Origin of the sequence: Simplicispira sedimenti, assembly GCF_022760965.1 — a bacterium.
GTDB classification, from domain to species: Bacteria; Pseudomonadota; Gammaproteobacteria; order Burkholderiales; family Burkholderiaceae_C; genus Simplicispira; species Simplicispira sedimenti.
Map to the genome: position 1 here is coordinate 238,745 of NZ_JAKVIJ010000003.1, position 12,497 is coordinate 251,241.

13 protein-coding genes are annotated in these 12,497 nt (G+C 66.2%); 12 read left to right on the forward strand and 1 reads right to left on the reverse strand.

Features of this window, described 5'->3' with window-relative positions:
- Positions 1-3: 3 nt before the first annotated feature.
- The 12 genes from MJ602_RS05360 to MJ602_RS05415 all read left to right on the forward strand — a co-directional run bounded on the left by MJ602_RS05360 (position 4) and on the right by MJ602_RS05415 (position 12,044).
- On the forward strand, positions 4-1,800 hold the full coding sequence (locus MJ602_RS05360) for an acyl-CoA dehydrogenase C-terminal domain-containing protein (RefSeq protein ID WP_243019838.1): 1,797 nt from the start codon (positions 4-6) through the stop codon (positions 1,798-1,800).
- A 29-nt stretch (positions 1,801-1,829) separates the two neighbouring features.
- The gene (locus tag MJ602_RS05365) at positions 1,830-2,267 is read left to right on the forward strand and encodes a DUF2147 domain-containing protein (protein ID WP_162017432.1); all 438 of its coding nucleotides are present in this window, start codon (positions 1,830-1,832) and stop codon (positions 2,265-2,267) included.
- Positions 2,268-2,324: 57 nt separating this feature from the next.
- Positions 2,325-4,724, forward strand: a complete 2,400-nt coding sequence (locus tag MJ602_RS05370) for a 3-hydroxyacyl-CoA dehydrogenase/enoyl-CoA hydratase family protein (RefSeq protein ID WP_162017431.1) — start codon at positions 2,325-2,327, stop codon at positions 4,722-4,724.
- Position 4,725: 1 nt separating this feature from the next.
- Complete coding sequence (locus tag MJ602_RS05375; RefSeq protein ID WP_162017430.1) at positions 4,726-5,286, forward strand: DUF4442 domain-containing protein; 561 nt, start codon at positions 4,726-4,728, stop codon at positions 5,284-5,286.
- 10 nt (positions 5,287-5,296) lie between these two features.
- Entirely contained in the window at positions 5,297-6,490 is a 1,194-nt protein-coding gene (locus MJ602_RS05380) for an acetyl-CoA C-acyltransferase (RefSeq protein ID WP_243019840.1), read from the forward strand.
- Positions 6,491-6,715: 225 nt separating this feature from the next.
- A complete protein-coding gene (locus MJ602_RS05385; protein ID WP_243019842.1) occupies positions 6,716-7,588 on the forward strand; it encodes an alpha/beta hydrolase family protein in 873 nt (290 codons plus the stop codon).
- A 36-nt stretch (positions 7,589-7,624) separates the two neighbouring features.
- Positions 7,625-8,449: an acyl-CoA thioesterase gene (locus tag MJ602_RS05390; RefSeq protein ID WP_162017427.1), complete on the forward strand. Its 825-nt coding sequence runs from the start codon at positions 7,625-7,627 to the stop codon at positions 8,447-8,449.
- A 28-nt stretch (positions 8,450-8,477) separates the two neighbouring features.
- A complete protein-coding gene (locus tag MJ602_RS05395) occupies positions 8,478-9,254 on the forward strand; it encodes an enoyl-CoA hydratase (RefSeq protein ID WP_162017426.1) in 777 nt (258 codons plus the stop codon).
- 102 nt (positions 9,255-9,356) lie between these two features.
- Positions 9,357-9,839, forward strand: a complete 483-nt coding sequence (locus tag MJ602_RS05400) for a thioesterase family protein (protein WP_162017425.1) — start codon at positions 9,357-9,359, stop codon at positions 9,837-9,839.
- Between the two features lie 138 nt (positions 9,840-9,977).
- Entirely contained in the window at positions 9,978-10,517 is a 540-nt protein-coding gene (locus MJ602_RS05405; RefSeq protein WP_162017424.1) for a bactofilin family protein, read from the forward strand.
- A 58-nt stretch (positions 10,518-10,575) separates the two neighbouring features.
- Positions 10,576-11,274 carry a TetR/AcrR family transcriptional regulator gene (locus tag MJ602_RS05410; RefSeq protein WP_243019843.1) on the forward strand — a complete coding sequence of 233 codons (699 nt, stop codon included), beginning with the start codon at positions 10,576-10,578 and terminating at the stop codon, positions 11,272-11,274.
- Positions 11,271-12,044, forward strand: coding sequence for an enoyl-CoA hydratase/isomerase family protein (locus MJ602_RS05415; RefSeq protein WP_243019845.1), 774 nt, complete (start codon positions 11,271-11,273; stop codon positions 12,042-12,044). The genes MJ602_RS05410 and MJ602_RS05415 overlap by 4 nt, the downstream gene beginning before the upstream one ends.
- Here the strand turns inward: MJ602_RS05415 and MJ602_RS05420 are convergent.
- The gene (locus tag MJ602_RS05420; protein ID WP_243019847.1) at positions 12,041-12,481 is read right to left on the reverse strand and encodes an acyl-CoA thioesterase; all 441 of its coding nucleotides are present in this window, start codon (positions 12,479-12,481) and stop codon (positions 12,041-12,043) included. The two genes, MJ602_RS05415 and MJ602_RS05420, sit on opposite strands and share 4 nt — an antisense overlap.
- Positions 12,482-12,497 lie beyond the last annotated feature (16 nt).

Below are 12,497 nucleotides of genomic sequence, written 5' to 3' on the forward strand. Positions count from 1 at the left end.
CCCATGCCCTCTTACACGCCGCCGCTGCGCGACATGCAGTTCGTGATCCACGAAGTGTTCAACGTCGTGGACGAGCTCAAGCAGATCCCCAAGCACGCGGACATTGACGCCGACACCATCAATGCGGTGCTGGAAGAAGGCGGCAAGTTTGCGGCCGAGGTGACTTTCCCGCTCAACGCTTCGGGCGACGCCGAAGGCTGCACCCTGGACAACACCACCCACGCGGTGACCACGCCCAAGGGTTTCAAGGAAGCCTACGCGCAGTATGTCGAGGGTGGCTGGGCGGCACTGGGTTGCGATCCGGAATACGGCGGCCAGGGCCTGCCCTTCGTGGTCAACACGCTGTTCTACGAAATGCTCAACAGCGCCAACCAGGCCTGGACCATGTACCCCGGCCTGACGCACGGCGCCTACGCCGCGCTGGAAGCGCACGGCACGCCCGAGCAAAAGTCCACCTACCTGCCCAAGATGACCAGCGGCGAGTGGACCGGCACCATGTGCCTGACCGAACCCCACTGCGGCACCGACCTGGGCCTGATGCGCACCAAGGCCGAACCCCAGGCCGACGGCACCTACAAGATCACCGGCAACAAGATCTTCATCAGCGCCGGCGAGCATGACATGGCCGAGAACATCATCCACCTGGTGCTGGCCCGCCTCCCCGATGCGCCTCCCGGCATCAAGGGCATCAGCCTGTTCATCGTGCCCAAGTTCCATGTGAACAAGGACGGCTCCGTCGGCGAGCGCAACGGCATCTACTGCTCCGGTCTGGAGCACAAGATGGGCATCAAGGCCAGCGCCACCTGCCAGATGACGCTCGAAGGCGCCGTGGGCACCATGGTTGGCCAGCCCAACAAGGGCATGCAGGGCATGTTCGTGATGATGAACGCCGCCCGCCTGGGCGTGGGCAACCAGTCCCTGGGCCTGACCGAAGTCGCCTACCAGAACGCACTGGCCTACGCCAAGGACCGCATCCAGATGCGCTCGCTGACCGGCCCCAAGGCCAAGGACCAGCCTGCCGACCCCATCATCGTGCACCCCGACGTGCGCAAGATGTTGCTCACGGCCAAGGCCTACGCCGAAGGTGGCCGTGCACTGGAAGCCTTCTGCGCCATGCTGCTGGAGAAGGAGCACCACCACCCCGACGAGAAGGTGCGCAAGGACAGCGGTGACCTGCTCGCGCTGCTCACCCCCATCGCCAAGGCCTTCCTGACGGACAACGGCCACATCGCCACCAACGCCTGCATGCAGGTTTTCGGCGGCCATGGCTTCATCAAGGAATGGGGCATGGAGCAGTATGTGCGCGACAACCGCATCAACATGATCTATGAAGGCACCAACACCATCCAGTCGCTGGACCTGCTGGGCCGCAAGGTGCTGTCGAACAACGGCGCCACGCTGCGCAAGTTCGGCAAGCTGGTGGCACAACTGGTGGCCGAAGAGGGCGTGAACGAAAAGATGGCCGAGTTCGTCAATCCCATCGCCTACCTGGGTGACCAGATGACCAAGTTCACCACCGAGATCGGCTTCAAGGGCTTCCAGAACCCCGACGAAGTGGGCGCCGCCGCCGTGGACTACCTGCGTGTGATGGGTCACCTGGTGTTTGGTTACTTTTTCGCACGCATGGCCCAGGTCGCGCTGCGCAAAATTGCCGAAGGCAACCAGGATCCGTTCTACCAGGCCAAGCTGCAGACGGCGCGCTTCTACTTCGCCAAGCTCTTCCCCGAGACGGCGACGGCCATGCGCACCGCCCGCACTGGCAGCAAGGTGCTGATGGATACCGACCTGGCACTGGCCTGAAATCGATATATAAACCTAAGGAGACGCCCATGAATAAAGCGATAGCAGCTATCATTTTTGTAGTAACTTCCGCCCCTTCATGGGCGCAGATGACGCCCGAAGGCCTCTGGCGCAACGTGGATGACAAGACCGGCGAGGCCAAGGCCGAGATCCGCATCCAGGCCAATGGTGCGGGTGTGCTGAATGGCACCATCGAAAAGCGCCTGACCAAGGACGCCAAGCCCGAGGACGTGTGCAAGGAATGCGATGACGATCGCAAGGACAAGCCGCTCCTGGGCCTGGAGATCATCCGTGGCGCCAAGAAGGCCGAGGGCAAGGACGTGTGGGAAGGCGGCAAGATTCTCGACCCCGAGAACGGCCGCAACTACACGTTGCGCCTTACGCCCACCGAGGGCGGCAAGAAGCTCGAAGTGCGTGGCTCCTTTGGGCCGTTTGGCCGCACGCAGACCTGGACCCGGGTGCAGTAAGGGCACAGGCCTGGCCTGCGCAGAGCGCGGTCGGGCCATCAACAAGGAACGAAAACCATGTCCCGATTTCAAGTGAAGAAAGTCGCCGTGCTCGGCGCTGGCGTGATGGGCGCGCAGATTGCTGCGCACCTGGTCAACGTCAAGGTGCCGGTGGTGCTGTTCGACCTGCCGGCCAAGGAAGGCCCGAAGAACGGCATCGTCACCAAGGCGATCGACAACCTCAAGAAGCTCAAGCCCGCACCGCTGGGTGTGGCGGACGACGCCGCATTGATCGGTCAGGCCAACTATGAAGAGCATCTGGAGCAACTGCGCGACTGCGACCTCATCATCGAGGCCATTGCCGAGCGCATGGACTGGAAGCTGGACCTGTACAAGAAGATCGCACCCTTCATTGGCGCACAGACCATTGTGGCGTCCAATACCTCGGGCCTGTCGATCACCAAGCTGTCCGAGGCGCTGCCCGACGCGATCAAGCCGCGTTTCTGCGGCATCCACTTCTTCAACCCGCCGCGCTACATGGCGTTGGTGGAGCTGATCAACACCCCCACGACCGAAGCGCGCTACCTCGACGCGCTCGAGGCCTTTGTCACCAGCACGCTGGGCAAGGGCGTGGTGCGTGCCAAGGATTCGCCCAACTTCATCGCCAACCGCGTGGGCATCGCCGGCATGCTGGCCACCATGAAGGAGGTCGAGAACTTCGGCCTGACTTACGACGTGGTCGATGACCTCACCGGCAAGAAGCTGGGCCGCGCATCGAGCGGCACCTTCCGCACCGCCGATGTGGTGGGCCTGGACACCATGGCCCACGTCATCAAGACGCTGCAGGACACGCTCTCGGCCGAGACCGACCCCTTCTACGCCAGCTTTGCCACGCCCGAAGTGCTCAAGACCCTGCTGGAAATGGGCAACCTGGGCCAGAAGACCAAGGCCGGCTTCTTCAAGAAGGTGGGCCGCGATGTGCTGCGCTTCGACCTGGCGAGCAAGGACTATGTGCCCGCAGGCCAGAAGGCCGACGAGGTCTATGCCCGCATGCTCAAGAAGCCCGCAGCCGAGCGCCTGAAGCTCCTGCGCAACGCCGAAGGCGCGCAAGGCCAGTTCCTGTGGGCCATTCTGCGCAACAGCTTCCACTACGCTGCCGTACACCTGGCTTCGATCGCCGACAACGCCCGCGATGTGGACTTCTGCATGCGCTGGGGCTTTGGCATGAAGCAGGGCCCCTTCGAGCTGTGGCAAGAAGCAGGCTGGCTGGAAGTCGCCAAGATGGTCCAGGAGGACATCGACGCTGGCAAGGCACTGTGCAAGGCGCCCCTGCCCGAGTGGGTGTTCAAGGGCCCCGTGGCCGAGCGCGGCGGTGTGCACCAGCCCGAGGGCTCGTTCAACCCCACCACCGGCCAGTTCGTGGCCCCGCGCAGCCTGCCCGTGTATGCGCGCCAGCACTTCCCCGAGAGCGTGCTGGGCGCCAACGCACCCAGCGCCAAGACGGCGGGCACCACGCTGTTCGAGGACGAATCCATTCGCCTGTGGACGCTGGACGAGGCGGTGCTCATCGCCTCCATCAAGACCAAGATGCACGCCATTGGCGGCGGCGTGATCGAGGGCCTGCTCAAGGCCCAGGCCATGGCCGAGGAAAGCTACCAGGGTCTGGTGGTCTGGTCGCCGGACGAGATGTTCTCTGCCGGTGCCGACCTGCAGTCCATGCTGCCCGCCTTCATGATGGGCGGCTCCAAGGCCGTGGAAGGTGCCGAGGCCGAGCTGCAGAAGGCCATGCTGGCGCTGCGCTACTCCAACGTGCCCGTGGTGTCCGCCATCCGTGGCATCGCCCTGGGCGGTGGCTGTGAGCTGGCCATCTATTCCAGCAAGCGCGTGGCGGCCATGGAAAGCTACATCGGCCTGGTCGAAGTGGGCGTGGGCCTGGTGCCCGGCGCGGGCGGCCTGACCTACATCGCCCGCCGTGCCGCCGAGAACATGGCCTTGTCCACCTCCAAGGACGTACTGCCCTTCCTGACCGAAGGCTTCACCGCCGCGGCCATGGCCAAGGTGGGCACCAGTGCGCTGGAGTCGCGCAAGCTCGGCTACCTGCTGGAGAGCGACGTGGTTGTGGCGCACAAGGACGAGCTGCTGTTCGTTGCCATCAACGAAGCCAAGGCCATGTTTGCCAGCGGCTACCGTGCACCGCACAAGCGCCTGTTCCCCGTGGCCGGTCGCAGCGGCATTGCCACCATCAAGGCGCAGCTGGTCAACATGCGTGACGGCGGCTTCATCAGCGCGCACGACTTCCACATTGCCAGCCTGATCGCGGGTGTGGTGTGTGGCGGCGAGGTCGAGGCCGGGACCTTGGTGAACGAGGAATACCTCATGGCGCTGGAGCGCAAGGCCTTCTGCAGCCTGCTCGACCACCCCAAGACCCAGGAACGCATCATGGGCATGCTGTCCACCGGCAAACCGGTTCGCAACTGACATGAGCGCTGCAGCCACCCCTTCCACCGCGCGGCCCAACCGGCTGGCCCGCACCATGGGCCAGCTCGACCGGGTGCCCGCCGCAGTGCGGCCCTGGGCGCGCAACCTGGTGCTGCGCCGCGCCGTGCCCTTCACCGGCACGGCAGGCCTGCAGTACCTTGAGCTGACGCCCCAGCGCGTGGAAGTGGCCGTGGCCAACCAGCGCCGGGTGCAGAACCACATCCACGGCGTGCACGCCGCCGCCATGACGCTGCTGGCCGAGACGGCCACCGGCATGGTGGTGGGCATGAACGTGCGCGACGACTGCCTGCCCCTGGCCAAGGAGCTGCGTGTGGCCTTCAAGCGGCGTGCCCAGGGCGCCCTGCGCGCAGTGGCCACGCTCACCGATGAGCAGCGCACGCTCATGCAGCAAAGCGACAAAGGCGAAGTCACCGTGGCCGTGCAGGTGAGCGACGAATCCGGCGCGCAGCCCATTGAGTGCGAATTCATCTGGGCCTGGGTGCCCGCCAGCAAGAGCAAAACCAGTGCCCCGGCGGCCCCTGCCGCCACACCCCAAAGGTAAGGATCCCATCATGAAACAAGTCCAAGACGCCTACATCGTTGCCGCCACGCGCACGCCCATCGGGCGTTCGGGCCGCGGCTATTTCCGCAACACCCGTCCTGACGAGCTGCTGGTCGCCGCCATCAAGAGCGCCATGCTGCAAGTCCCCACGCTGGACCCCAAGGCGATCGAAGACGCCATCATCGGCTGCTCCTTCCCCGAAGGCGAGCAGGGCATGAACATGGCACGTATCGCCACCGGCCTGGCATTCAGCCACCCGGTGGGCGGCGTCACCGTCAACCGTTTCTGTGCTTCGGGCGTCACGGCCATCCAGATGGCCGCCGACCGCATCCGCGTGGGCGAGGCCGACGTGATGATCGCCGGTGGTGCCGAGTCCATGAGCATGGTGCCCATGGGTGGTGGCAAGCCCTCGTTCAATCCCGAGGTGTTCGCCAAGGACGAGAACGTCGGCATTGCCTACGGCATGGGCCTGACGGCCGAGAAGGTGGCCCAGCAGTGGAAGGTGACGCGCGAGATGCAGGACGCCTTCGCGCTGGAGTCGCACATGCGCGCCATCAAGGCGCAGCAGGCGGGCGAATTCACCGACGAAATCACCCCCATCGAAGTGCTGGAGCGCGTGCCCAACCTGGCCACCGGGGAAGTCATCACCAAGACCCGCACCGTGAACCTGGACGAAGGCCCCCGCCCCGACACCTCGCTCGAAGGCCTGGCCAAGCTCCGGCCCGTGTTCGCCGCGCGCGGCAGCGTGACGGCCGGCAACAGCTCGCAGACCAGTGACGGCGCAGGTGCGCTGATCCTGGCCAGCGAGAAGGCCGTCAAACAGTTCGGCCTCACGCCGCTGGCGCGCTTCGTGAGCTACGCCGCACGCGGCGTGCCGCCCGAAATCATGGGTATCGGCCCCATCGAGGCCATTCCCGCCGCGCTGCGCTACGCCGGCCTCAAGAGCGAGGACATCGGCTGGTACGAGCTGAACGAAGCCTTTGCCGCCCAGTCGCTTGCCGTGGTCAACACCCTGGGCCTGGACCCCGCCAAGGTCAACCCCATGGGCGGCGCCATCGCCCTGGGCCACCCGCTGGGCGCCACCGGCGCCATCCGCGCCGCCACCGTGGTGCACGCACTGCGCCGCCACAAGCTGAAGTACGGCATGGTCACGATGTGCGTGGGAACAGGCCAAGGCGCCGCAGGAATTTTTGAAGCGGTTTAACTGGCTACTGCGCGGGTCATCTGCGTCGTTGGGCGGTGCTCGGAATCCTCACGTACCGCAAGTACGTTCCGGTTCCTGTGCTCCGTCCGCCTAGCAGCTGATCCCGCTCGCTACGCCCTTGAGGGCAGGGTATGAACACTCTCAAGGGCTGAGGGGAGCTACCTGCTCCTCCATGGTTTCTGGCATCAAACCGGCGCAGAACGGTGTGACACAAGGAGACACAGCATGAACAAACAGACCTTGCGGGTCGATGAAGGCGTCAGCGTGGCGCTGTGCGTGTTCGAGCCCGAGGGCACAGCGCGCGCCAGCGTGGTCATCGGCGGGGCCATGGGGGTGCGGCAGGACTACTACGCATCGTTCGCCCAGTGGCTGGCGCAGCAGGGCTTTCGCGTCACCACGTTCGATTACCGGGGTCATGGCGATTCGCTCGTCGGCCCCATGCGCGAGGTGCGCGCCGACCTGTTCGACTGGGCGCGTGACTACGAGGCCGTGATTGCGGCGGCCCGCGCGGCGCTGCCTGAACAACCTTTGTACCTGCTGGGCCACAGCCTGGGCGCGCAACTGCCCGGCCTGCTGCGCAACCCCGGCCAGGTGGACGGCCTGCTCAGCGTGGCGGCCGGCAGCGGCTACTGGCGCGACAACGCCCCGCGCCTCAAGCGCATGGTGCCGTACTTCTGGTGGGTGCTGGTGCCGCTGGCTACTCGCCTGTGCGGCTACTTCCCTGGCCGCAAGCTGCGCAAAGTGGGCGACCTGCCTGCCGGCGTGATCCTGCAATGGCGCCGCTGGTGCCTGAACCCCACCTACAGCGTGGGCGCCGAGGGCCCCGAGGTGGCACAGCGCTATGGCGCAGTGCGCTTTCCGGTGCTGGCGCTGTCGATGAGCGACGACGAACTGATGACGCTGCGCGGCACGCAGGCCCTCGTCAACCTCTACAGCAACGCGCCCACGCGCGTCGAGCGCATCGCACCGCAGGACGTGAAGGCGCTGCGCATCGGGCATTTCGGGTTTTTCCGCGAGCAGTTCCGCCAAAGCCTGTGGCCGCGTGCGGCGGCCGACCTGGCGGCGCTGGCTCGCCCGGCGGCGCAGTCACCGGCATGACGGTGGGACGGCGCATTTCACGGCACACTCGGCACCATGACGACACCCCATTCCTTTGATCAGGCCCTGGTGCTCGACACCTTGGCCGAGGGCCACTACCGGGGCCAGACACACCCAGCCTACTGGAACATGGTCGGGCCCTTTGGCGGCATCACCGCGGCCACGGCGCTGCGCGCCATCCTGCTGCATCCCCGCTTGTTGGGTGAGCCCCTGTCGCTCACGGTCAACTACGCCGGGGCGCCCACCACCGGGCCGTTCACGGTTGATGCGACTCCGGTGCGCACCAACCGTTCGACCCAGCACTGGAACGTGTCCATCGTGCAGACCGGTGCCGACGGCGAGCCCGTGGTCACCACCACGGCCACGGCGGTCACGGCGGCGCGCCGCGACACCTGGAGCCTGGCCGACATGCCCATGCCCGAGGTGCCCCGGCCCGACACGCTGCAGCCCGTGCCGCCGGTGCCGGGCGTCGAATGGTTCAACCGTTACGACCTGCGGCCCGTGGCCGGTGCCTTGCCCCGGCAGTGGAACGGCCAGGGCGACAGCAGCCTCACGCAGCTGTGGATGCGCAACACGCCCGAGCGTGTGCTTGACTTCTGTGGGCTGGCGGCGCTGGCCGACGTGTTCTTTCCGCGCGTATGGCTGCGCCGCGCCGTGCATGTGCCCGCAGGCACCGTGTCCATCACGGTGTACTTCCATGCCAGCGCGCCGCAACTGCAGGCCACGGGCACGGGCTATGTGCTGGGCCAGGCGCGCGCGCAGGAGTTTCGCAACGGCTTTTTCGACCAGACCGCCCAGCTGTGGAACGAGGCGGGCACCATGCTCGCCACCAGCCACCAGATCGTCTATTACAAAGAATAAGGCCAGCGCGCCCTCGCAAGGATTTCCCATGAGCGAACCGCAGAACGACATCCTCGTGCACGCCGATGCAGGCGTCATGACCCTGACCTTCCACCGTGTGGACAAGAAGAACTCCATCACCCGCGCCATGTATGCGGCGCTGGCCGATGCGCTGGAAGCTGCTGCGCAGGACGCCAGCGTGCGCGTGGTGGTGCTGCAGGGCGACCCCACGGTCTTCAGCGCGGGCAACGATATTGGCGACTTTCTGCAGCAGCCGCCGTCCTCGCAGGATTCGCCGGTGTTCCGCTTCCTGCGCGCCATCGCCAGCTTCCCCAAGCCGGTGATCGCCGCCGTGTGCGGCCCGGCCGTGGGCATCGGTACGACCATGCTGTTCCACTGTGACCTGGTCTATGCGGGGGACAACGCAGCCTTCTCCATGCCCTTCGTGAACCTGGGCCTGTGCCCCGAGGCTGCGTCCAGCCTGCTGGCGCCGCAGTTGCTGGGCTACCACCGTGCCGCAGAGGCACTGCTGCTGGGCGAGCCCTTCATGGCCGAGGCAGCGCTGGAGGTCGGGCTGGTCAACCGCGTGGTGCCGCCCACCGAATGCAACGCCGTGGCGCAAGCGCAGGCGCGCAAGCTCGCGGGCAAACCACTGTCTTCGCTGGTCGAGACCAAACGCCTGATGAAGCTGGGCCAGACCGCCCCCGTGCTCGAACGCATGGCCATCGAGGGGGACAGCTTCGGGCGCATGCTGGGCGAACCCGCTGCCCGTGAAGCCTTCACCGCGTTCATGCAGAAGCGCAAGCCAGACTTCAGCCAGTGCTGAATCAGTCATTCAAGGAAAATTGGCCGTTTGCGCCCGCCAATAAAGCGTAAGCAGCTATTAAAATAATAGCAATTGCAGCACCGGGCACAAGCCAATACCTCCATGACCAAATCCACCGCCACCCCGCCGCCGTTCGAGCCCGAGTTCATCGCCGGGCTCAAGACGATCTTCGAGGAACGTATCGTGTTCAATCAGGTGCTGGGGCTCAAGATTGTCCGCATGGAGGCCGAGCGCGTGGCGGGTCGCATCGAGATGAAGCCCGAGCTGATCGGGCACTTCGCGCACAACCGTATCCACGGCGGTGTCATCAGCGCCGGGCTCGACGCCATGGGCGGCCTGGCGGTGATGGCCGCCATCGGCGCGCGCCACATGGACGAAGAGCCCCTGCAGCGCCTGCACCGCTTTGCCAAGCTGGGCACCATCGATTTGCGCATCGACTACCTGCGCCCTGGCATCGGCACGCACTTTGAGCTGCGCGCCGAAGTGCTGCGCCTGGGCTCGCGCGTGGCCACCACGCGCATGGAGTTTCTGGGCGCCGACGGCAAACTGCTGTCTTCGGGCGCAGCGGCGTACATCGTGTCCTGACCCCGCCACAACTGTATGGGGCTGCAAGCGTTGCAAGCGCATGCAACGCCTGAACCACCTGGTTACCGATCTTGCGCAATGCGCGGTGTTTTACCAGTGCGTGGCTTCTAGGATGGACTTTTGTCCCAAGGAGAAACGATGGCTGTGCAAAACCCCTTCTTCGGCAGGCGCGAACCCGACGCCCTGGCCCCCCGCTCACCCTCTGCGGCGCAGCCGCACCACCACAGCAATGGGGTGGCGCCATCCACCAGCGCGCCAACAGCGACTGCGCCGGTGGCCAGCAGCGCCCCCAAAAGCAGCACGGAACCCGTGGGCAGCAAGCTCACGGTAGGCCCCAACATCAAGCTCAAGGGGGTGGAGATCACCGACTGCGACACCTTGGTGGTGGAGGGCACGGTCGAGGCCACCATGGATTCGCGCGTGATCCAGATCGCCGAGCAGGGCGCATTCCGTGGCGCCGCAGAGATCGATATTGCCGAGATCCGGGGCGAGTTCAGCGGCACGCTCACGGCACGCCACAAGCTCGTGATCCACGGCACCGGCAAGGTCAGCGGCAAGGTGCGCTATGGCAAGCTGGTGATCGAGGAGGGCGGCCAGCTCAGCGGCGAGGTGGAAATGGGCACGGGCGCTGCCTTGACCCGCGCCCGGCCCGAGCCTGCCAGCGCCCTGGCCGCATGACGGGTTTTTGCCAAGCATTTGCTTGCTGAAATCCTGAAACCCGGCTAAGGTGCCGGGCATGGATGCGCAGGGCACAGATTCTCCCGAGGCGCCCCGGCGCGCCCGGGGGCGTCCGCGCAAGCTGCCCGATGCGCGCGACGAAGGCAACCGCCGCCGCGAATTGCTGCGCGGCGCGGCCCGCCTGTTCCGCAGCCGGGGCTTCGCCGCCGTCAGCACGCGCGACATCGCGGCCGCAGCGGGCATGCAAAGCGGCTCGCCCTTCTACCATTTCGAGAGCAAGAGCGCGTTGCTGCACGCCGTCATGCACGAAGGCATGGAGCATGCCGTGCGCAGCCAGCAGGCGGCACTCGATGGCGTGTGCGCCGATGCGCTGCCGCAAGAGCGCCTGGCTGCCTTGGTGCGCCACCATTTTGAAATCCTGTTCGGCCCCGAGGGCGACTTCATCCCCGTGATGCTGTACGAATGGCGCTCGCTCACGCCGGAGCAGCGCCACTCCATCGCACGCCTCAAGACCGTGTACGAGGCCCCCTGGATGCCCGTGCTGCAGGCCTTGCACCAGCAGGGGCGGCTGTGCACAGCGCCACCGCTGGCGCGCCTGTTCATTCTGGGCGCGCTCAACTGGGCGGTGCAGTGGTACCGGCCCGATGGCCCCCTGTCGCTCGATGCGCTGGCGCAGCAGGCGCTGGCCTTGTTTTTGGGGCCGCCCGCCGCAGAGCCCTTCCACCTTTCCGCCCAACCCTTGGAGACCCCGGCATGAGCCTTTCCTTCCAGACCACCACCGAGAACAAGGTCTTGCACCTGCGCTTTGGCCAGGCAGGTGTGCGCAACCTCATGGACGATGCCTGGTTCGACGCGCTGGAGGCCCACCTGGCCCGCGCTGCCGAAGACCCCGGCGTGCGCGTGGTGCTGCTCAGCGCCGAGGGCGATGCCTTTTGCTCGGGTGCCAACCTCAAGAGCGTGCAGCACGGCCTGCTGGCCGAGGGCTACGAGAAATCGGCGCTCTCGCGCCTGCTGCGCCGCCTGACGACGTTCGACAAGCCCATCGTGGCGGCGGTGCATGGCCTGGCCATTGGCGGCGGCAGCACGCTGCTGCTGCATTGCGATTTTGTGCATGCGGCCCAGGGCACGCGTTTTCAACTGCCCTTCGCGCGCCTGGGGCTGGTGCCCGAGTTCGGCTCCAGCTACCTGTTGCCCATGAATGCCGGCATGCGCCTGGCCAGCCAGCTCGTGCTGTTGGGTGAGCCGTTTGACGCCGATACCGCGCTGCGCGCCGGTTTGCTCACCACTGTGGAACCCGCAGGCCAGGAACTGGCCCGTGCGCGCCAGACGGCAGAGGCCCTGGCGCAATTGGCACCGGGCCCCGTGGCAAGCGCCAAGCGCCTGCTGCGCCAGGGCCACCAGGCGGCGCTGCAGGCCGCGCTGGCTGCCGAGGGCGAAGCCCTGCAGCACAGCGTGCAGTCGCCCGAACTGGCCGAGGCGGTGATGGCCTTTATCGAGAAGCGCCCGCCGGATTTTTCGCGGTTTTAGGCTGTGCCCTGCGCCTGCGCCTGCGCCTGCGCCTGCGGCACTGGGCGTGGGCGCCCTTCGCTGTCAATGGCCACATAGGTCAGGCGCGCCTCGGTCACCTTCACGTAGTCACCCTGCTGGGCAAAGCGCTCGGCAAACACCTCCACTTCCACGGTGATGGAGGTGCGGCCCACGCGCGTCACGCTGGCGTAGAGCGACAGGATGTCGCCCACGCGCACCGGGTGCCTGAAGATGAATTCATTGACCGCCACCGTGGCCATGCGGCCCTGGGCCAGCCGCGCGGGCAGAACAGAGCCTGCCAGGTCCACCTGTGCCATCACCCAGCCGCCAAAGATGTCGCCATTGCCGTTGGTGTCGGCGGGCATGGGGATGACCTTGAGCACCAGCTCCTTGTCGGTGGGTAAAGTGGCAGCGGGACGGTCGGAATGCTGGGACATGGGCACAATCTCGGGT

Bases quoted from the DNA above. Each gene is read 5' to 3' on its own strand.
- MJ602_RS05420 (WP_243019847.1), bottom strand. From the start codon at position 12,481: ATGTCCCAGCATTCCGACCGTCCCGCTGCCACTTTACCCACCGACAAG.
- MJ602_RS05415 (WP_243019845.1), top strand. From the start codon at position 11,271: ATGAGCCTTTCCTTCCAGACCACCACCGAGAACAAGGTCTTGCACCTG.
- MJ602_RS05410 (WP_243019843.1), top strand. From the start codon at position 10,576: ATGGATGCGCAGGGCACAGATTCTCCCGAGGCGCCCCGGCGCGCCCGG.
- MJ602_RS05400 (WP_162017425.1), top strand. From the start codon at position 9,357: ATGACCAAATCCACCGCCACCCCGCCGCCGTTCGAGCCCGAGTTCATC.
- MJ602_RS05380 (WP_243019840.1), top strand. From the start codon at position 5,297: ATGAAACAAGTCCAAGACGCCTACATCGTTGCCGCCACGCGCACGCCC.
- MJ602_RS05375 (WP_162017430.1), top strand. From the start codon at position 4,726: ATGAGCGCTGCAGCCACCCCTTCCACCGCGCGGCCCAACCGGCTGGCC.
- MJ602_RS05405 (WP_162017424.1), top strand. From the start codon at position 9,978: ATGGCTGTGCAAAACCCCTTCTTCGGCAGGCGCGAACCCGACGCCCTG.
- MJ602_RS05395 (WP_162017426.1), top strand. From the start codon at position 8,478: ATGAGCGAACCGCAGAACGACATCCTCGTGCACGCCGATGCAGGCGTC.
- MJ602_RS05360 (WP_243019838.1), top strand. From the start codon at position 4: ATGCCCTCTTACACGCCGCCGCTGCGCGACATGCAGTTCGTGATCCAC.
- MJ602_RS05370 (WP_162017431.1), top strand. From the start codon at position 2,325: ATGTCCCGATTTCAAGTGAAGAAAGTCGCCGTGCTCGGCGCTGGCGTG.
- MJ602_RS05390 (WP_162017427.1), top strand. From the start codon at position 7,625: ATGACGACACCCCATTCCTTTGATCAGGCCCTGGTGCTCGACACCTTG.
- MJ602_RS05385 (WP_243019842.1), top strand. From the start codon at position 6,716: ATGAACAAACAGACCTTGCGGGTCGATGAAGGCGTCAGCGTGGCGCTG.
- MJ602_RS05365 (WP_162017432.1), top strand. From the start codon at position 1,830: ATGAATAAAGCGATAGCAGCTATCATTTTTGTAGTAACTTCCGCCCCT.